Source organism: Bradyrhizobium elkanii USDA 76 (assembly GCF_023278185.1).
Classification (GTDB): domain Bacteria; phylum Pseudomonadota; class Alphaproteobacteria; order Rhizobiales; family Xanthobacteraceae; genus Bradyrhizobium; species Bradyrhizobium elkanii.
Window position 1 is genome coordinate 4,097,527 of the sequence record NZ_CP066356.1, and the last position, 18,676, is coordinate 4,116,202.

The window sequence follows — 18,676 nt, forward strand, 5'->3', positions numbered from 1 at the left end:
GGTTGAACATCAGACCGAAAGATCGAAGCCGGGCGTCGCGACCTCGGTCAGGAACGAGGCGACGAACATCTTGCCCAGCACGTGCTTGGCCGCCGGCGTGCCGGCCTTGAGCCGGCCGCCGCGTGTGGCCTCTGCGAGCTCGGCAAGCGTCGGTGCCGCAAGGCTCGTGTCGGGTGCGGCGCGCGGCGCCGTCGCCGATGCGCTGAGCAGCACGCCGGCGTAGTAGAGCCGGGTGAGTGCGCGGACATGTGCGAGCCGTGCGCGCAGCGCCTCGTCGAGCGGGTGGCCGAGCCAGGCACAATGCAAAATGCTTTCCAGCTCCAGCGTACGCGCCAGGCTGTCGCCGACAATCGCAAGGTCGACCAGCGGATCGGTGCGATAGGCGGGCTCCCAGTCGATCATCCAGAGCCTGTTGCCGTCGAACAGGATGTTGGCGGGGAGCGAGTCGTTGTGGCTCGACACCGAGTTGGCCTCATCCCAGGCATACGCCGCGCGGATGCGCGCGAGCTGCTCGTTGCAGCGCTCAAGCACGCCGGGCGCGAACAGGCCGGTGCGGCCGACATGGGCCCAGAACCGGGCCACGATGTCGGGGTAGCGCACGAAAGCGGGAAAGGTCGGCGTCGCCTGCAAGCGCGCCAATAATTCGCCGAGTGCCTTCGCCAGCGCCGGCAGGCCGCCGGGATAGCGGCCGAGCGGCTGCCGCTGCACAAAATCCATCACCGCGACGCGCGAGGCCTCGTCGACATAATGGAGTCGCGGCGCGACGCCGGCCTCGGCCGCGATCCTGAGCGACACATACTGAAACGGATTGCGCAGCGGGCTCGGCATTCCTTCGATTCGGAGCAAATAATTCTCGCCGTGCGCATCGATCCGGAACAATTGCGCCGACGTTGCGCCGCCCGAGACGGATGTGACGGCGTCGATCGCTGCGGTGCCGATCACCTGACGCAGTGCGGCATGTGCTGCGTCGCGCTCTGCCGGCGGAAGTTTATCGAGAGCACTCATGCGCAAGAAGTTAGCATGGCCGCCATGCGCGCCGAAATCGCGTTGATGCAGCGTTCGCGATCTATTGCTGGCAGCGCACGACGAAGCGTGAAACAATGCCGCAAAAATCATGTTGGGAGAGAACTTGATGTCGTTCGAGCGGGGGTTGCATTGCGCCGTTGCGTGCCGATCATCGATCGCGTTGCCATTATTCTGCCTGATCAGCACGTTCGGAGTGGTGCATAACGCCGCCGCGAACGAGTCCTTGCAGATTGTGGACGCGCGCGTGCCGGCGGTCGACAAAGCGGGCGGGGACCTTCCGTTGACCATGACGATCAAGAACGAGGCCGACAGCGCCGATGCGCTGCTTCGTGTCCGCTGCCCGGTTGCGAATTTTTCCGAGCGTCATACTGTGGATCGCGGCGAAGGGGCACCGGCGATGCGCTCGATATCCAATATACCAGTGCCGGCGAAGGCAATGCTCGAGCTGAAGCGCGACGGTTATCACGTCATGCTGCTGCAGATGCGTCAGGCGCTCACGCCGGGCGAGACCTTCAAATGCGCGATCGTTTTTCAGAAAGCAGGCACCATCGAGACGGAGGTACAGGTCCAGAAGTGACCTCACATAAGTGACTCAAGAAGGCGGCGGGTGGTGCACAGCCATGCGCCGGGACTCAAGGCTTCTCGCGTGATCGCCCGTGTGTGACGGGCGGTTCGATCAATGAAGAATGCTAGATCCGGAGGAAATGAACTCATGACAAGGTTGAATTGGGTAAAGTCGCATATGCTCGCCGCGGCAGTAGCATCCGCAGCGACCTTCGCTGGCTCTTTCGCGCTCGCCGACGATGTCGGCCAGGACCGTCTGCTCAATGCTGACAAGGAAGCAGGCAACTGGCTGCACCACCACAAGAACTATTCGGCGACGCGCTTCTCGTCGCTGGCCGATATCAACAAGGACAACGTCAAGAATCTCAAGGTCGCCTGGACCATGCATCTCGGCGGCGTCGAGGGCGGCGGAATCTGGTCGCATGGCGGCCTGGAGGGGACGCCGATCGTCGAGAACGGCTTCATGTATGTTACCGACGGCTGGGGTTCGGTCTACAAGATCGATGCGCATGGCGGCAAAGGCGTGCTGCTCTGGAAGATGGATCCGAAGACCGACCATGACTGGGCCGGCGCGGTCGCCTGCTGCGGCGTCGACAACCGCGGCGTCGCATTGTGGGGCAACCTCGTCGTCTCGCACACGCTCGACGGCCGCCTGATCGCGACCAACAAGGAGACCGGGCAGGTTGCCTGGCAGCGCCAGGTCGCCGATCCCGACAAGGGCGAGGTGATCACCGGTGCACCGCTGATCGTCAAGGACATGGCGATTACGGGCGTTGCCGGCGCCGAATACGGCATTCGCGGCTGGATCGCGGCGACCGACCTGAAGAGCCAGAAGGAAGTGTGGCGCACCCACACCATCCCGGGCAAGGACGAGGCGGGTCACGAGACCTGGAAGGACGACAAGGACGCCAAGGCGAGCGGCGGCGGATCGACCTGGGTCACCGGCAGCTTCGACCCCTCGACCAACACCATCGTCTGGGGCGTCGGCAATCCCGGACCGGACTGGGACAACGAGTATCGGCCCGGCGACAACCTCTACACCGACTCCTCGCTTGGTCTCGATGCCGACACCGGCAAGATCAAATGGCACTACCAGCACACGCCGAACGATCCCTACGACTATGACAGCGTGGCGGAGAACGTGCTGGTCGACGTCCCCGGTCCGAACAACACGACGCAGAAGCTCGCGCTCGAGGCCGACCGCAACGGCTTTGCCTATGCGATCGACCGCAACAGCGGCAAGTTCATCTGGGGTCTGCCGTTCGTCAAGAAGGTAACCTGGACCAAGGGTCTCGACCCCGAATCCGGCAAGCCGGTGGAGTATGATCCGAAGCAGGGCGTGCAGCGCTACAACGCGGCGGTGACGCCAAGCCGCACTAACAAGGTGACGGACATCTGCCCCGGCAACATGGGCGGCAAGAACTGGCCGCCGACCGCGTATAATCCGAACCTGAAGCTCTGGTATATCCCGGTGATCGAGAGCTGCAACCGGATCACGGTCGAGGAGACGACGCCGGACAAGTTGAAGAAGCGCGAGTTCTTCACGGGTGGCGGACCGAGCCAGCCGGTCAAGATCACCGGCAGCGTCACCGCGATCGACGTCACCACCGGCAAGGTGGCAGGGAAGGCGGAGACCGAATTCCCGAACCTCGGCGGCATCCTGGCAACACCGGACCTCGTGTTCTCCGGACAGCCGTCCGGCGAGGTGATCGCCTATGACGCGAAATCGCTGCAGCAGCTCTGGCAGTTCAACACCGGCGGCGGCGTCAACGCGCCCCCGATGACGTTCTCGGTGGACGGCAAGCAGTATGTCGCGATCCTGGTCGGCCTCGGCGGTGCCTGGGACAAGTGGTTCATCGATGCCACGCCCGAACTGAAGCGGATGCAGCCGGGCTCGATGCTCTACGTGTTCGCCCTTTGACGTCGCAGCGCGGGAGGCCTCTCATCGGGGCCTCCCGCGTCGATTGGCCGCGAAAGACAAGAAACAAGACAAATGAAAAAAATATCGCTGATTGGCGCGTGGCTCGGCTGCGCGCTGGTGATGGGATTTATCGGTACCGCGCAAGCGCAGTCGGCGAACGATCCGACCGATGCGGGCAAGGCGGTGTTCAAGCGCGGCAATTGCGTCGGCTGCCACAAATGGCATGGCAATGGCGGCGGCGGCTATGGCGGCGACGCGCTGTCGCTGCGCAAGACCGAGCTGACCCGGGAGCAGATCATCGAGACCGTGACGTGCGGCCGGCCGGGCACCGGCATGCCGTTCTTCGTGCGCGGCTCCTACGACACCGCGAAATGCTACGAGATGACCCGACAGGACGTCGCGGACCGCATGCCGCCCGAGGCGAATGTGTTCCTGCGGCCGAACGAGATCGAGGCCGTCGCCGACTACGTGCTCGCCCGCGTCAAGGGCAAGGGCGAGCCGACCTACGATGAATGCATCGCGTTCTTCGGCGATGGCTCGCGGGTTTGCAACATCTATAAGGAGGCCGGCCACGCCGCCGCGCCGTCCGGCCAGAGCGAGAAGGCAAAGCCATGAGCACGCAAAGATCGGCAATCCGTGGGTTGGTCTTCGCTGTCACTGTCACGGCAGCGGTGCCGGCGATGGCGACCGCGGGCGACCTGCGCGACATCAGCGTCGGAATGGCGATCAGCAGCGTGCCGGACGCGGGCTACATCAACCTGACCTGCGTCGGCGAGAAGACCCACAGATTGGCTGATTGGGCGCAGTGGCAGGCTTGCCAGGCCGGACCGGACCAGCTGCGCGGCATCCGCTTCGAGTACGATCGCGAGAGCGGGCGGGAAGGCACCATGGTCGGCGGCCATCCCGCGATCCTGACCGTCATGATCGACAAGGACGCCAAGATCGCGGCGCTGATGATCGAGACCGATCCGAAGGCGCGGCTCTATCTGCGCAAGAAAGCCTTCCTGCTCGGCCTGCAGGCGAGGTCGCGCTATGGCGAGGACGGCTGGACCTGTTCGAAGGCACAGCCGGGCGCCGACAAGCAGGAGGTCGGCGGCGTATTTGTCGACGAGAAATGCACCAAGACCATCGACGGCCGGACGGTCGAGATCGAACGTCATCTCTATCGCGAGCCGAACAAGGAGCTCAAGGACATGACTGACGAGACCCGGATCACGATTCGCCGTGCCGGGTCTTGAGCTGCAAACTGAAATAGCCAAATTTCAGTTGCCTAACTGATCTAAAATGACTCTCTTTCTCTTCGTCATGGCCGGGCTTGTCCCGGCCATCCACGTCTTTTCTTACGCGATTGCAGCGAAGACGTGGATGCCCGGCAGCCGGCTACGCCGAGGCTTCGCCGGGCTTTACTGCGAGTCTCGCCGAAGCTCCAGCGAAGGCGGACACAAGGCCGGGCATGACGGAGCTAGTCTAGTGCCGCGCCAGCAGCACGACGACAATCAGGGCCAGGATGGCGCACAGCACCTTCCAGAAGGTCACGGGATCGCGGTCGTGCAGCGATTTGCGGGTCGTGACGGCGGGGCCGGCCCAGGTCGCGCCGTTTTCCAGTTCGTGTGCGAACTCGATGGCGTCGCCAAAACGTTGTGCCGGGTCGACGCTGAGCGCCTTGCCGATCACCGCGTCGAGCCAGGCCGGCAGGTCCGGCCGGTAGCGCGACAGCGGCGCCGGCTTGCCGAAGCGCGGCCGCGAGAACGGCTCGATCTCGCCGAACGGATAGTTCGCGGTGAACATGCGGTAGACCGTGACGCCGAGCGCGAACAGGTCGGAGGCTTCGTCGCCGGCCTGGCCGCCGAACAGCTCGGGCGCCATGTAGCTCGCGGTGCCCGGAATGTCCTCGGCGGGAAAGTCCTCCAAGAGCGGCACCCGCGCGACGCCGAGGTCGACGAGGCGCAACCCGCCATCCTTCAACAGGATCACGTTGTCGGGCTTGATGTCGCGATGGATGATGCCGGCGCGGTGCAGCGCGGTGACCGCGCGTACCAATTTGGTTGCAATCGCGATGCCGTCGGTGAGCGACAGCCGTGGCGCGCGGCCAAGCCGCTGCTCCAGCGTTTCGCCCTCGTAGAGCGGCATCGCCGAATAGAGCCTGGTCTGCCGCTCCGCCGGCACCTCGATGATTTCGCCGATCCAGAGGCTGCGCACGCGCGCGGCGACCCAGGCCTCGCGCACGAAGGCGAGGCGGTAGGAGCCCTCGCTCGCGACCCGCGGATGCGGAAATTTCAGCACCACCTCGCGGCCGGCGCGCTTGTCGGTCGCCTTGAACAGGCGGCTGTAGCGTCCGTCGGACAAGACGTCGCCGAGGCTGAAATCGTCGATCGTATCGCCGGTCTCCGGCAAATCGAGGATCGGCAGCGTCGCGATCGCGTGGGTAAGATCGTCGCGATCCGCCGGCGGCAGGTCGACGACATCGAGCACCAGCGCGGTCGTGTTGTCGCTGCTGCCGGCCGCGAGGGAGGCATCGACGATGCTGCGCGCGGACTCGTCGGGCGGCGTGCGTTCCTCCAGCAATTGCTGGAGGCGCAAATCGCCGAGCGCGCCGTGAACCCCGTCGCTGCAGATCAGCAGGCGATCATGTTGCCGGAGCCCGAGGGACGTGTAGTCGAAGCGGGCGAATTCCTCGAAACCGATGGCGCGGCTCAGCATGTGAGCGAGCTCGCCGCGGCCGGCGATATGGTCCTGCGTCAGGCGTTCCAGCCGGCCGTCGCTCAGGCGATAGGCACGGGTGTCGCCGATGTGGATCACATGGCATTGCCGCCGCGACAGGACGATCGAGGAGAACGCGCAGGCCATGCCGCTGCGCGCGGCATCGACGCGGCCCTGGCCGTAGATCCAGCTGTTGGCGGCTTCCAGCGCCCGCGCGGCGCGGCGGCGGACGCCGAGCGTCTCGGGCAGCGAATAATAGGCGTCGATGAAGCTGCGGACCGCGACCTCCGCGGCCTCGCGTCCGCCCTTGTGGCCGCCGACGCCGTCGGCGACCGCGGCGACGACGTCGCGGTGAACCGCACCCGGCTGGCCGAGGCAGGCCGCGACATAGTCCTCATTGGCGGCGCGCTTGCCGGTCTCGCTGGCGAAGCCGACGCGCACCCCCAAATCCCGTTGCGAACCGTTCGCCACGCCCGAGCCCCGTCACGTTGCGGAGCGGAGTCCTCAGACGCGCGCTCCCGATACCGCGCCCCAGGTGGTGCGCCAGCGTACCTTGACCATGGCAAGTCCGATGAAGCCAAGCAACGCCAGCCCGCCGAAGAACAGGAAGCCGGCGCCGAAGCCGCCGGTCATGCCCTTGGCGAAGCCGAGCGTCTGGGCGAGGAAGAAGCCGCCGATGCCGCCGGCGCAGCCGACAAGGCCGGTCATCAGGCCGATCTCGTGACGGAAGCGCAGCGGGATCAGCTGGAACACCGCGCCGTTGCCCATGCCGAGCGCCAGCACGCCGATCGAGAACAGCAGCACCGAGATCCAGGCAATGCGCGGCAGTTCGGTCAACGCCCAGCCGGCCGGCGTCGGCGCGGTCGGGCCCTCCGGCATGAAGGCAATGACGAGATAGGCGGCGACCACGACACCGAACAGGATCGACAGCGAGCGAATGCCGCCGATGCGGTCGGCGATCATGCCGCCGACGGGACGGAATCCCGAGCCGAACGCGACGATCAACGCGACCAGCATGCCGGCGGCGACGCCGGAGACATGATACTGCACGGTGAAATAGAGCGGCAGCGCATTGGCGAGGCCGACGAAGCCGCCGAAGGTGATGAAGTAGAAGAACATGAACCAGCGGCTGTCGGAATCCTTCAGCAGTGCGCCGTAAGCCTGCAGCGAGACCTTCTTGCGCTCGCCCGGCGCGTCCTTGGCTGCGAACGCGTAATAGGCGAGCACCATCAGCATCGGAATCAAGAGGCAGCCGAACACGGCCTGCCAGCCCCAATGCTCTGCAATGCTCGGCGCAAGCAGCGTGTCGAGCACGACGCCCATATTGCCGGCACCGGCGATGCCCATCACCACGCCCTGATATTGCGGCGGATACCAGCGGCTCGCCTGGGGCAGGGCGACGGCAAACGAGGCGCCGCCGACGCCGAGCGCAAGCCCGAACAGCTCGATCGCGAGCTTGCTGGTCAGCCCGAAATGCCACACCGCCGCGGTCGCGGCGATCACCACGAGCTGGGCGATGATGCCGGTGCGCTTGGCGCCGATGATGTCGGCGAGAATGCCCAACGGCACGCGCAGCAGCGCGCCGGCGAGCACGGGAATGGCAACCAGGGTGAACTTCTCGTTCACGGCCAGATTCATGTCGCGCGCGATGTAGACGATCAGCGGTCCGAGCGCGACCCACGCCATGAAACTGATGTCGAAGTACAGGAACGCGGCAAGCAGTGTCGGCCAGTGACCTGCCTTCTTGAACTCGGCTAGCTTCATCGCAAGCATCTCGCGTTGATGCGGCGGAGGCAGCCGCACAAAGCGCGGCCGTCTCAAGCGCAGACAAATGGAATGTGGGTGAATGCGGAGCGCGCTCGTCGTTGAGACGCACTCCGTCAATAGCTGTGGTGAGCAATTACCGTGCCATCGATCAGGTCGCGTCGCTTTGCCGAGCAGTCGCAAGACGTTGCCGCGCAATTGCGAACAGCGTTCCGCCGCCGCGCGTGGCGTGGCTTGCGGCAAGTGCCGCCGCGCAAACGCGCACGCTGGTGTTTTTTTGTGCGATGCGCCAAGCCCGTGCGGTCGCGCATCAAATGCGACTTCGCGAGCGCCATCGCGGCCATCGATGCTGTGATGCACAAGAGATCATCGGCGTGGCTAAAATTTCGGCCGGATGTCGGCGCGGCGTGCGGACCGGTGGGTTTTGGTCGGCCGGAAACCTGTTGATTTTGTAGGCGGATTCGTCCGCCGCGAGTTGGCACGCGTTTTGAATAACACTCAATAACGGAACATCGGTCGTCATCGAAGACGGTCTGCGCCCGCGGCTGGGCTTCCTACAACTCCAAACCTTTATCGGTGCCTATCAACGACGCACGCCGCGTCGCTGCGCAGCGCCGTCGGAATTGAAAGGCAGACCATGCTCGACAAAGTGACCAAGCAGAAGCTCGTGGTGATCGGCAACGGGATGGCCGGCATCCGGACGGTCGAGGCGCTGCTGGAGCGCGCGCCCGATCTCTACGACATCACCGTGTTCGGATCCGAGCCCTACGGCAATTACAATCGAATCCTGCTGTCGCCGGTGCTCGCCGGCGAGAAGACCGTCGACGACATCATGCTCAACACCATCGACTGGTACGAGGACAACAACATCACGCTGCGCAAGGGGGAGACGGTCACCATGATCGACCGTCGCACCTGCGAGGTCGTCACCGAAGCCGGCGAGCGCGTGCCCTATGACCGCCTGCTGATCGCGACCGGCTCAAATCCGATGATGCTGCCGCTGTCGGGCAAGGACCTGCCGGGCGTAATCGGCTTCCGCGACATCTATGACGTCGATCGCATGATCAAGGCCTCGACCGACTATCGCAACGCGGTGGTGATCGGCGGCGGCCTGTTGGGCCTCGAGGCGGCCAACGGGCTGATGAAGCGCGGCATGAACGTCACGGTCGTGCATCTGCTCGACACGCTGATGGAGCGTCAGCTCGATCCGGTGGCAGGCGGCCTGTTGCGCAAGTCGCTGGAAGAGCGCGGCATGGTGTTCAAGATGCCGGCGCAGACCCAGGCGATCCTGGGCGAGGACCGCGTCACCGGCGTACGGTTCGGCGACGGCACCGAGCTGCCGGCCGATCTCGTGGTGATGGCGGTCGGCATCCGCCCGAATTTCGAGCTCGCCAAGAAGGCCGGGCTCTACTGCGAACGCGGCATCGTCGTCTCCGACACCATGCAGACCTATGACGGCCGCATCTACGCGGTCGGCGAGTGCGTGCAGCACCGCCGCCAGACCTACGGTCTCGTCGCGCCGCTGTTCGACCAGGCCAAGGTCTGCGCCAACCACCTCGCGATGAAGGGTTTTGCCACCTATGACGGCTCGGTCACCTCGACCAAGCTGAAGGTCACCGGCATCGACCTGTTCTCGGCCGGCGACTTCGCGCCGGGCCCGGACAAGGAGGAGATCGTGCTGCAGGACGCCAACCGCGGCGTCTACAAGCGCATCATCCTGAAGGACAAGAAGATCGTCGGCGCCGTGCTCTATGGCGACACCATCGACGGCCCTTGGTACTTCCAGCATCTGCGCGACGGCACCGACGTTTCGCATATGCGCGAGCGCCTGGTGTTCGGCGCCGCCAATCTCGGCGATGGCGGCGTCAGCGGTCAGAGCTCGGTTGCCGCGATGAGCGACGAGACCGAGATCTGCGGCTGCAACGGCGTCTGCAAGGGTGCCATCGTCAAGGCGATCAGCGAGAAGAAGCTGTTCACGCTCGACGATGTCCGCGCCCATACCAAGGCATCGTCGTCCTGCGGCTCCTGCACCGGCCTGGTCGAGCAGGTGCTGGCGTTCACGCTCGGCGGCGACTATTCGGCGGCGCCGAAGGTCAAGCCGCTGTGCAAATGCACCGATCACAGCCACGACGACGTTCGCCGCGTCATCGTCGAGCAGCAGCTCAAGACCATTCCCGCGGTCATGCGCTTCATGGAGTGGAAGACCCTGAACGGCTGCCACTCCTGCCGTCCGGCGCTGAATTACTATCTGCTCGCGACCTGGCCCGGCGAATATCGCGACGACCAGCAGTCGCGCTTCATCAACGAGCGCGTCCACGCCAACATCCAGAAGGACGGCACCTATTCGGTGGTGCCGCGGATGTGGGGCGGCGTCACGACGCCGAGCGAGCTGCGCGCGATCGCCGATGTCGCCGAGAAGTTCAACATCCCGACGGTGAAGGTCACCGGCGGCCAGCGCATCGACCTGCTCGGCGTCAAGAAGGAGGATCTTCCGGCGGTGTGGGCCGACCTCAACGATGCCGGCATGGTGTCGGGCCACGCCTACGCCAAGGGCCTGCGCACGGTGAAGACCTGCGTCGGCTCCGAATGGTGCCGCTTCGGCACCCAGGATTCCACCGGCCTCGGCGTCAAGCTCGAGAAGTTCATGTGGGGCTCGTGGACGCCGGCCAAGGTCAAGCTCGGCGTCTCCGGCTGCCCGCGCAACTGCGCGGAAGCGACCTGCAAGGACGTCGGCGTGGTCTGCGTCGATTCCGGTTACGAGATCCATTTCGCTGGCGCCGCCGGCCTGCACATCAAGGGCACCGAGTTCCTGACCAAGGTCGAGACCGAAGACGAATGCCTCGAGGTGATCGTGGCGCTGACCCAGCTCTATCGTGAGGAGGGCTGGTATCTCGAGCGTATGTACAAATGGTGCGACCGCGTCGGTCTCGAGCAGATCAGGAAGCGGGTGGTCGACGACGTTGCGAATCGCAAGGCGCTGTTCGCCCGCTTTGCCCATTCGCAGCAGTTCGCGCAGACCGATCCGTGGGCCGAGCGCGCCAGCCGCGGCGTCGACCGCAACGAGTTCGCGCCTCTCGCCGAATTGGAGCTCGCATGACCCAGTGGATCGAAATCGGCGCATTGGCCGACATTCCGCGGCTCGGCTCGCGCGTGGTGCGCACGCCGGGCGGCAACATCGCGGTGTTCCGGACTGAGAGCGACGAGGTGTTCGCGCTCGACGACCGCTGCCCGCACAAGGGCGGGCCGCTGTCGCAGGGCATCGTGCACAACAAGCGTGTGACCTGTCCGCTGCATAACTTCGTCATCGAGCTGGCGAGCGGGCAGGCGGTCGCGCCCGACGAAGGTTGCACCCATACCCATCCGGCCAAGGTCGAGAACGGCGTTGTCTGGCTGTCGGTGCGGCAGGCGGTTGCGGTGAGCTGAGCGGTCAGGTCAGGCAATGTCCGTCAAGACCACGTGTCCCTATTGCGGTGTCGGCTGTGGCGTCATCGCGTCGAAGGACGCGGCGGGTGCCGTCACCGTCGAGGGCGACAAGCAGCACCCGGCCAATTTCGGTCGGCTTTGCAGCAAGGGCTCGGCGCTTGCCGAGACCATCGATCTCGACGGGCGTCTGCTCGAGCCGATGATGGACGGCGCGCCGGCGGCGTGGGACGACGCGCTTGATCGCGTCGCCGATGGCTTTAACAGGATCATCAGGGAGTACGGGCCCGATGCGGTCGCGTTCTATGTCTCCGGCCAACTCCTGACCGAGGACTATTACGTCATCAACAAGCTCGCCAAGGGTTTCGTCGGCACCGCCAATATCGACACCAATTCGCGGCTGTGTATGGCCTCCAGCGTCGCCGGGCACAAGCGCGCGTTCGGCAGCGACACCGTGCCGGGCTGCTACGAGGATCTCGAGCAAGCGGAGCTTCTCGTGCTGGTCGGCTCCAACGCCGCCTGGTGCCATCCAATCCTGCACCAGCGCATGCTGGCGGCGAAGGAGAAGAATCCGGCGTGCAAGATCGTGGTGATCGATCCGCGCCGCACCGCGACCTGCGAGGGCGCCGATTTGCATCTGCCGCTGCGCTCGGGCAGCGACTCCGTACTGTTCAACGGCCTGTTCGCCTTCCTTGCCGGCAGCAACGCGGTCGACCGCGGCTTTGTCGGCAATTGCACGACGGGTGTCGTCGACGCGCTGAAACAGGTCGGCGGCCAGACCGTGGCGCAGACCGCGGCGACTTGCGGGCTGACCGAAGGTGCGGTCGGGCTGTTCTTCGACTGGTTCACGCGGACCGAGCGCGTCGTCACGCTGTACTCGCAAGGCATCAACCAGTCGTCGAGCGGCGTCGACAAGGTCAACGCCATCATCAATTGCCATCTGTTGACCGGGCGCATCGGCCGTCCCGGCATGGGGCCGTTCTCGCTGACCGGCCAGCCCAACGCGATGGGCGGCCGCGAGGTCGGCGGGCTCGCCAACCAGCTCGCCGCGCATATGGAGATCGACAATCCCGCGCACCGCGCGTTGGTGCAGCGGTTTTGGCGCGCGCCCGTGATCGCGGAGAAGGCCGGGCTGAAAGCGGTCGACATGTTCGACGCGATCGCCGACGGCCGCATCAAGGCGGTGTGGATCATCTCGACCAATCCGGTGGTGAGCCTGCCGGATGCCGATCGCGCGCGCGCCGCGCTCGACGCCTGCGAGCTCGTCGTGGTGACGGATTGCATGCGCGACACCGACACCACGCGCCATGCCGACGTGCTGCTGCCGGCACTGGCGTGGGGCGAGAAGGACGGCACCGTCACCAATTCCGAGCGCCGGATCTCGCGGCAGCGGCCGTTCCTGGCAGCTCCGGGCGAGGCGCGCGCCGACTGGCGCATCATCTGCGACGTCGCCGCCCGGATGGGATATTCCGGCTTCGACTATGCCTCGGCCGCCGAGGTGTTCCGCGAGCACGCCGAACTGTCGGGATTCGAGAATGACGGCCGGCGCGATTTCGACATCTCGGCGCTGGCTGCGCTCGACGACGGCGCCTATGAGGTGCTGGCGCCGGTGCAGTGGCCGGTGACATCGGAGCATCCGGCCGGCACGCCGCGGATGTTCGAGAGCCAGCAATTCTTCACGCCGGACCGCAAGGCGCGCTTCGTGCCGGTGGCACCACGCGCGGCGCGCAACGCGACCAGCCGCGACTTTCCGCTGGTGCTCAACACCGGCCGCGTGCGCGATCAGTGGCACACCATGACCCGGACCGGCAAAACCGGACGGCTATTGTCGCATGTGTTCGAGCCCTATGCCGAGTTTCACCCCGAGGACGCACGGCAGGCCGGGCTGCAAAACGAAGGATTGGTGCGGCTGACCAGCAGCTGGGGCGAGATGATCGCGCGCGTCGTGGTCAGCGCCGACCAGCGCCGCGGCTGCGTGTTCGTGCCGATGCACTGGAACGCGGAGTTCGCCGGCGAGGGACGCGTCAACGCGCTGGTCAATCCGGCGACCGATCCGCTGTCCGGCCAGCCGGAGTCCAAGCACACGCCGGTCAAGGCCGTCCCTTACGCGCCGAAATGGCACGCCTTCATCCTGAGCCGCGACGCGATCAGGCGTCCGGCAAGCGGCTACTGGGTTTACGGCAAGGCCGGCGATTGCACGCGGCTGGAACTTGCGCTCGACACTCGCCCGGAGAGCTGGCGCGACTGGGCGAGGGCGCAGCTCGGCCTCGACGGTGTCGAGATCGAATGGATCGCCTATCGCGATCCGGCCGCGGGCCGCTTCCGCTACGCGGCGGTGCGCGACGGCCGGCTCGAGGGCTGCGTGTTCATCGCGCCCGATCACACGCTGCCGTCGCGTGCGTGGCTGACCGGGCTGTTCGCCGAACAGCAATTGTCGGCCAATGCGCGGATGTCGCTGCTGGCCGGACGGCCGTTCGGCGCGGGCGAGGATGTCGGTCCGATCGTCTGCTCCTGCTTCAGCGTCGGACGGCACCAGATCACCGCCGAAATCAGGAAGGGCGCCGACAGCGTCGATGCGATCGGCCGTTGCCTGAAGGCTGGCACCAATTGCGGCGGCTGCAAGCCCGAAATCGGCAAGCTGATCGGCACCACCACGCAGCCGCGGCAGGCGATCGCGTCCTGAATCTTCGCGCGTCGCGACCGCGCCAGGGCGAAACGCAAGCAGTGCAATTGGGTCGCGATCCGCCCGGAAGCGGACTCATCATGCCTCGAGTGCTTCCGGTCTCGACCCGGCGCGGACATGTGGGGCTCATCTTACCCATCTCGCCCGAGCGTGATAACGTCCGCGGTGCTCAACTGATACGATCAATTCTTCCTTGGGATCGACAAATGACTTTGCGAGCAATTTTCGCCGCATGCGCTATTGCGGCGTCTGGGTCGCTCATGATGACAATCGACGCGCTTGGTCAGAAGCAATCGCTAAAGGATCAACTGGTTGGTACGTGGACGCTGCTCTCATGGGAGCAAAAGAAAGGTGACGGCGCCAAGGTCCAGCATTATGGGGCCGCTCCGAAGGGCGTCGCGTTCTTTGATGCGGGTGGGCGATACATCATCACAGTGATGCGCTCAGATCGAGCTAAATATGCAAGCAATACCCTGCGGCAAGGCACACCCGAGGAATACAAGGAAACCGCCGACGGCACGATAACTTACTTTGGAACGTATTCGGCAAACGAGGCAGATAGCAGCATCGCAATCCACGTGGAAGGCAGTTCTTTTCCAAACTGGAATGGCACCGAACAGAAGCGCTTTGTCGCGATTGCGGGTGACCAACTGACGCTGACCGTTCATCCCCCGGCAGGAGATATAGTTGAAGTGATTTGGAAACGAGCGAAGTGATCTGGCCGTCAAGCCTGCTTGTGGCCTAACGTCGAAGGTCCACTCGTCCGTGAGCACGCCAGCTCATTTGAGCAGGGCGGACGCCGCCCGGTTTGGCCGCCATGGGCGGCTCCTGGCCCAACCGAGACATGCGCGGTTCAAGATTGGTGCGGCGCAAATTGACCTTTGAACCCTATTTTCATGGTCGCAATTTCCTGATGTGATCTTCAATATTGCGAGCCATTTTGCTGCGACGCTTGCTCAGCGGCACCCATGATGTTGTGACTAGAACTATTAGACAGGAAGGACATCGCATGCCTTCACGCCGTCATTTCCTGACCGGCACTGTCGCGACCGGTGTCGCGCTGTCAATGCAGCATGCCGCGACAGCAGTCGCGCAGCAAAAACGAGTGATCGTCGATTCGCAGGTTCACCTGTGGCCGGCGAGCACCCCGGAAAGACCCTGGCTCCCCGGTGCCAAACCGCAGCTTCCGGAGCCCTTCACCATCGAGCGAATAATTCCCCTGATGGACGAGGCTGGCGTCGATCGCGTCGTCATCGTTCCGCCAGTGTCGCTCGAAGGCGAGCGCATCGACTATGCCCAAGAGGCGGTCAAACGATACCCGGGCCGCTTCGCCATCATGGCGCGTGTCGCTCTCGACAAGCCCGACCGCGCGGCACGGCTTGCGACCTGGCGCGACCAGCCCGGCGTGCTGGGCGTGAGGTTGAACTTCGGCCCCGGCGAAGCGGTGTGGCTGACCGACGGAACCGCGGACTGGTTCTGGCCGGCGGCGGAGAAGGCCGGCCTGCCTGTGATGTTTCTCACGTCGGGCCAGACATCGCTGTTCGCCCAGATCGCCGAACGACACCCGCAACTTACGCTCATCATCGACCACATGGGGGTCGGCGCGGGCCTGCGCCCGCGTCCTGGCTCATCGGAAAACAACGCGGTGCCGGAAGCTATCGTCCAGGCGGCGGCGCTCGCAAAATATGCGAATGTGTCGGTGAAGTTGACGTCGGTACCGCTGATTTCGACCGAGCCATATCCATTCCGTGACGTGACCCCGCATATCCACCGCCTGTTCGACGCCTACGGCCCGGAGCGCTGCCACTGGGGAACCGATGTCACCAATTCATTCGCCCGGGCCACCTACCGGCAGCGTGTGACGCAATTCACTGAGGAGCTTCCGTTCCTTACCGAAAGTGACAAGGACTGGATCATGGGTCGCGCGATCCTGGCGCGGCTTCGCTGGACGTGAACCAAGCTTGCTGCGATGCAGGCACGCCAAGGTTTCGGTTCACCTCTCCCCGCCGGAAAGAGGCGAACCTCCGTTACCGCTCCAGCGCCGCCTGATCCCATCGCGCTTTAGCAGCCGCGGCAGATGCTCTTCAGCTTGCTGTTGAGCAGGCGGTCCTCTTCGTCCGAGGCCGCCTTGGTGTAGGGGGCGTTGCCGTGGCGCTTGTCGTCGGCAAAACCGCCGGCGCCGGTGGCGCCGCCCACGTGCATCGCGTGCCCGCCGCCATGGCCATGGCCATGGCGCGCGTCAGCCGCCGGCATAGCGACTGCAAGCAGCGCCAGCAGCAGCCCGACCGTCGTGATCGTCCGCATGTTTTCCTCCTCGTCGCGCCAAATACCGCTGACGCTGAGGCAAATCGGTGTCGGCCATCTTCACAATTTCGCGTGGCGGCAATCGGGGCAGGGGCCGGCCGGTTCCGGCCAAATACCGCCGGTGCGTCGCACATAGGCCGCCCGTGGATGGCTTCATGCCGACAATGCAGTGCTCGTCACACCAAAATGGTGTATCGGCAGGCTTGAGCGCGCGCGGGCAGCGGCCCGGCGCCACACAATCAAGATATCGCAAGACTTTGGAGGAACGTTCATGTCGGCTCTGCCACTCTCGGGCATCAAGATTCTCGACCTGACGCGGGTGCTCGCAGGCCCGCTGTCGGCCCAGATGCTGGCGGATCTCGGCGCCGAGGTCATCAAGATCGAGCGGCCCGGCGGGGGCGACGACGCCCGCGCCTTCGGCCCGCCTTATCTCACCGATCCCGAAGGCAAGCAGAACAACAACAATTCGTTCTATCTCTGCGCCAACCGCAACAAGAAGTCGGTCACCGTCAACATCGCCAAGCCGGAAGGGCAGGCGATCATCCGCGAGCTTGCCAAGACGGCCGACGTGATGATGGAGAACTACAAGGTCGGCGACCTCAAGCGCTACGGCCTCGACTACGAGACCATCAAGCAGCTCAACCCCGGCATCATCTATTGCTCGGTCACCGGCTTCGGCCAGACCGGACCTTACGCACCGCGCGCCGGCTATGACGCGATCCTGCAGGCTATGGGCGGCCTGATGAGCGTCACCGGCCATATCGACGGCGAGCCCGGCGAAGGCCCGATGAAGGTCGGCCCCTCGATCGTCGACTACATGACCGGCATGAACACCTCGATCGGTATCCTCTCGGCGCTCTACCATCGCGACGCCAACAACGGGGAAGGGCAGCATATCGACGTCTGCCTGTTCGACACCGTGATCGCGTCGCTGTCGCACTGGCTGCAGATCTACCTCGTCAATGGCAAGACCCCGCCGCGCCGCGGCACCTGGGGCAATGGCGGCATGCCGGCCGGCGTGTTCCGCTGCACCGACGGTGAGCTGATGCTGGTGGTCGGCAATGACGGCCAGTTCCAGCGCACCTGCGCCGTGCTCGGCGAGCCCGAACTCGCGAGCGACAAGCGCTTCGTCAAGAACAACGACCGCGTCGTGCACGGCAAGGAGATCATGGCGATCTTCGCCGGGCTGTTCCTGAAGCACCCGGTGGCCTACTGGCTGGAGAAGCTCGAGGAGGCCGGCGTGCCGTCGGGCCCGATCAACAATTTCGAGCAGGTGTTCAGCGATCCGCACGTGCAGTCGCGCGGCATGCGGGTGAAGGTCGATCATCCGTTCGAACCGAACCTGTCGCTGATCCGCAACGCGCTGACCTTCTCCGGCACGCCGATCACCGAATACCGCGCCCCGCCGCTGTTAGGGGCCGACACCAGGGAAGTCCTGGCGACCATCGGCTATGACGACGCCAAGGTCGAGGGGCTGAAGGCGCAGGGGATTCTGTAAGCTCGCGCGCCCTCGAGCCGCCATTCCGTCATCCTGAGGAGCGGCCACTTGGCCGCGTCTCGAAGGATGAACGGCCCGGCTGGTGCCCGTCGATCCTTCGAGACGGCCGCTGCGCGGCCTCCTCAGGATGACGGTCAGACAGTGGAGCCGGCGCGATAACACTTCGACTGATATCGAAGCATCATTGACATCCGCCCGCTAGATTGGCGTCATCGATCCCTCATCGAAGGTGCCAATCATGAAATGGGAAGTAGTCCGCGTCGAGCCTATCTCGAGCTGGCTCGAGCGCTGGAAAGCGCCGGCATCGCCGGTCACCCGCGCCGGCAACATGGTGTTCGTCTCCGGCCTGCCGCCGTTCGATCCCGCGACCGGCGAGTTCGCCGCCGGTGCGTCGATGGAGCGGCAAAGCGAGCTGCTCATGGAGCAACTCAAGCAATGCCTCGAGGCGGCCGGCGCCACGCTCGACAATGTGATGAAGTGCAACGTGTTCTGCACCTCGGCAAAGCACTTCACAACCTTCAACGCAGTCTATGCAAGGTACTTCCCGCACCAGCCGCTGGCGCGGATCTTCGTCTGCATCCCCGAATGGACCGGGCCGTTCGACGTCGAGATCGACTGCATCGCGATGGTGTAGGGCGCGCCGACGGAGTCTCGCATCGCGCAACAGGCTTCGCGTCACCTCGCCCCGCGTGCGGGGAGAGGTCGGATCGCATCGTGAGATGCGATCCGGGTGAGGGGGAGTCTCCGCGAGTTCGGCTGCAACCGTCTGCGCGGATCGGCCCCTCGCCCCAACCCT

The 18,676-nt window shown here is 64.9% G+C and carries 16 protein-coding genes; 12 read left to right on the forward strand and 4 right to left on the reverse strand.

Annotated elements, in window-relative coordinates:
* Positions 1 to 9 precede the first annotated feature (9 nt).
* The gene (locus tag JEY66_RS19840; RefSeq protein WP_080650435.1) at positions 10 to 1,005 is read right to left on the reverse strand and encodes a phosphotransferase; all 996 of its coding nucleotides are present in this window, start codon (positions 1,003 to 1,005) and stop codon (positions 10 to 12) included.
* 127 nt (positions 1,006 to 1,132) lie between these two features.
* On the opposite strand from JEY66_RS19840, the gene JEY66_RS19845 reads away from it, so the two are divergent.
* The 4 genes from JEY66_RS19845 to JEY66_RS19860 all read left to right on the forward strand — a co-directional run bounded on the left by JEY66_RS19845 (position 1,133) and on the right by JEY66_RS19860 (position 4,749).
* Positions 1,133 to 1,603, forward strand: coding sequence for a copper chaperone PCu(A)C (locus tag JEY66_RS19845; protein WP_129965110.1), 471 nt, complete (start codon positions 1,133 to 1,135; stop codon positions 1,601 to 1,603).
* Positions 1,604 to 1,738: 135 nt separating this feature from the next.
* Positions 1,739 to 3,511, forward strand: a complete 1,773-nt coding sequence (locus JEY66_RS19850; RefSeq protein WP_129965109.1) for a PQQ-dependent dehydrogenase, methanol/ethanol family — start codon at positions 1,739 to 1,741, stop codon at positions 3,509 to 3,511.
* 120 nt (positions 3,512 to 3,631) lie between these two features.
* The gene (locus tag JEY66_RS19855) at positions 3,632 to 4,126 is read left to right on the forward strand and encodes a c-type cytochrome (RefSeq protein WP_041482889.1); all 495 of its coding nucleotides are present in this window, start codon (positions 3,632 to 3,634) and stop codon (positions 4,124 to 4,126) included.
* Positions 4,123 to 4,749 (forward strand): hypothetical protein, encoded by a 627-nt coding sequence (locus JEY66_RS19860; protein ID WP_063710723.1) that lies wholly within the window; start codon positions 4,123 to 4,125, stop codon positions 4,747 to 4,749. The genes JEY66_RS19855 and JEY66_RS19860 overlap by 4 nt, the downstream gene beginning before the upstream one ends.
* Positions 4,750 to 4,978: 229 nt before the next feature.
* Here the strand turns inward: JEY66_RS19860 and JEY66_RS19865 are convergent, their stop codons facing one another.
* Both JEY66_RS19865 and JEY66_RS19870 read right to left on the reverse strand, forming a co-directional pair.
* Positions 4,979 to 6,652: a bifunctional protein-serine/threonine kinase/phosphatase gene (locus tag JEY66_RS19865; RefSeq protein WP_018272179.1), complete on the reverse strand. Its 1,674-nt coding sequence runs from the start codon at positions 6,650 to 6,652 to the stop codon at positions 4,979 to 4,981.
* A 63-nt stretch (positions 6,653 to 6,715) separates the two neighbouring features.
* On the reverse strand, positions 6,716 to 7,975 hold the full coding sequence (locus JEY66_RS19870; protein ID WP_026192906.1) for an MFS transporter: 1,260 nt from the start codon (positions 7,973 to 7,975) through the stop codon (positions 6,716 to 6,718).
* A gap of 128 nt (positions 7,976 to 8,103) precedes the next feature.
* Between JEY66_RS19870 and JEY66_RS19875 the strand changes: the two genes are divergently transcribed.
* The 6 genes from JEY66_RS19875 (at position 8,104) to JEY66_RS19900 (ending at position 16,032) form a co-directional block, all read left to right on the forward strand.
* On the forward strand, positions 8,104 to 8,430 hold the full coding sequence (locus JEY66_RS19875; protein ID WP_129965108.1) for a hypothetical protein: 327 nt from the start codon (positions 8,104 to 8,106) through the stop codon (positions 8,428 to 8,430).
* A gap of 182 nt (positions 8,431 to 8,612) precedes the next feature.
* Complete coding sequence (gene nirB, locus JEY66_RS19880; protein ID WP_018272177.1) at positions 8,613 to 11,072, forward strand: nitrite reductase large subunit NirB; 2,460 nt, start codon at positions 8,613 to 8,615, stop codon at positions 11,070 to 11,072.
* Positions 11,069 to 11,398, forward strand: coding sequence for a nitrite reductase small subunit NirD (gene nirD, locus JEY66_RS19885; RefSeq protein WP_018272176.1), 330 nt, complete (start codon positions 11,069 to 11,071; stop codon positions 11,396 to 11,398). The genes nirB and nirD overlap by 4 nt, the downstream gene beginning before the upstream one ends.
* A gap of 16 nt (positions 11,399 to 11,414) precedes the next feature.
* The gene (locus tag JEY66_RS19890) at positions 11,415 to 14,078 is read left to right on the forward strand and encodes a nitrate reductase (RefSeq protein WP_018272175.1); all 2,664 of its coding nucleotides are present in this window, start codon (positions 11,415 to 11,417) and stop codon (positions 14,076 to 14,078) included.
* A 260-nt stretch (positions 14,079 to 14,338) separates the two neighbouring features.
* Positions 14,339 to 14,794 carry a lipocalin-like domain-containing protein gene (locus JEY66_RS19895; RefSeq protein WP_018272174.1) on the forward strand — a complete coding sequence of 152 codons (456 nt, stop codon included), beginning with the start codon at positions 14,339 to 14,341 and terminating at the stop codon, positions 14,792 to 14,794.
* Positions 14,795 to 15,144: 350 nt separating this feature from the next.
* Positions 15,145 to 16,032: an amidohydrolase family protein gene (locus tag JEY66_RS19900; protein WP_063709302.1), complete on the forward strand. Its 888-nt coding sequence runs from the start codon at positions 15,145 to 15,147 to the stop codon at positions 16,030 to 16,032.
* Between the two features lie 107 nt (positions 16,033 to 16,139).
* Here JEY66_RS19900 and JEY66_RS19905 read toward each other — a convergent pair whose 3' ends face one another.
* A complete protein-coding gene (locus JEY66_RS19905; RefSeq protein ID WP_018272172.1) occupies positions 16,140 to 16,382 on the reverse strand; it encodes a hypothetical protein in 243 nt (80 codons plus the stop codon).
* Between the two features lie 271 nt (positions 16,383 to 16,653).
* Between JEY66_RS19905 and JEY66_RS19910 the strand changes: the two genes are divergently transcribed.
* Positions 16,654 to 17,880 (forward strand): CaiB/BaiF CoA transferase family protein, encoded by a 1,227-nt coding sequence (locus tag JEY66_RS19910; protein WP_018272171.1) that lies wholly within the window; start codon positions 16,654 to 16,656, stop codon positions 17,878 to 17,880.
* A 238-nt stretch (positions 17,881 to 18,118) separates the two neighbouring features.
* On the forward strand, positions 18,119 to 18,514 hold the full coding sequence (locus JEY66_RS19915; protein WP_018272170.1) for a RidA family protein: 396 nt from the start codon (positions 18,119 to 18,121) through the stop codon (positions 18,512 to 18,514).
* Positions 18,515 to 18,676 lie beyond the last annotated feature (162 nt).

Excerpts from the sequence above, each read along its gene's own strand:
- JEY66_RS19915 (WP_018272170.1), top strand. The coding sequence starts at position 18,119 with ATGAAATGGGAAGTAGTCCGCGTCGAGCCTATCTCGAGCTGGCTCGAG.
- JEY66_RS19900 (WP_063709302.1), top strand. The coding sequence starts at position 15,145 with ATGCAGCATGCCGCGACAGCAGTCGCGCAGCAAAAACGAGTGATCGTC.
- JEY66_RS19870 (WP_026192906.1), bottom strand. The coding sequence starts at position 7,975 with ATGAAGCTAGCCGAGTTCAAGAAGGCAGGTCACTGGCCGACACTGCTT.
- JEY66_RS19895 (WP_018272174.1), top strand. The coding sequence starts at position 14,339 with ATGATGACAATCGACGCGCTTGGTCAGAAGCAATCGCTAAAGGATCAA.
- JEY66_RS19890 (WP_018272175.1), top strand. The coding sequence starts at position 11,415 with ATGTCCGTCAAGACCACGTGTCCCTATTGCGGTGTCGGCTGTGGCGTC.
- JEY66_RS19910 (WP_018272171.1), top strand. The coding sequence starts at position 16,654 with ATGTCGGCTCTGCCACTCTCGGGCATCAAGATTCTCGACCTGACGCGG.
- nirD (WP_018272176.1), top strand. The coding sequence starts at position 11,069 with ATGACCCAGTGGATCGAAATCGGCGCATTGGCCGACATTCCGCGGCTC.
- JEY66_RS19840 (WP_080650435.1), bottom strand. The coding sequence starts at position 1,005 with ATGAGTGCTCTCGATAAACTTCCGCCGGCAGAGCGCGACGCAGCACAT.
- JEY66_RS19845 (WP_129965110.1), top strand. The coding sequence starts at position 1,133 with ATGTCGTTCGAGCGGGGGTTGCATTGCGCCGTTGCGTGCCGATCATCG.
- nirB (WP_018272177.1), top strand. The coding sequence starts at position 8,613 with ATGCTCGACAAAGTGACCAAGCAGAAGCTCGTGGTGATCGGCAACGGG.
- JEY66_RS19905 (WP_018272172.1), bottom strand. The coding sequence starts at position 16,382 with ATGCGGACGATCACGACGGTCGGGCTGCTGCTGGCGCTGCTTGCAGTC.
- JEY66_RS19860 (WP_063710723.1), top strand. The coding sequence starts at position 4,123 with ATGAGCACGCAAAGATCGGCAATCCGTGGGTTGGTCTTCGCTGTCACT.
- JEY66_RS19855 (WP_041482889.1), top strand. The coding sequence starts at position 3,632 with ATGGGATTTATCGGTACCGCGCAAGCGCAGTCGGCGAACGATCCGACC.
- JEY66_RS19850 (WP_129965109.1), top strand. The coding sequence starts at position 1,739 with ATGACAAGGTTGAATTGGGTAAAGTCGCATATGCTCGCCGCGGCAGTA.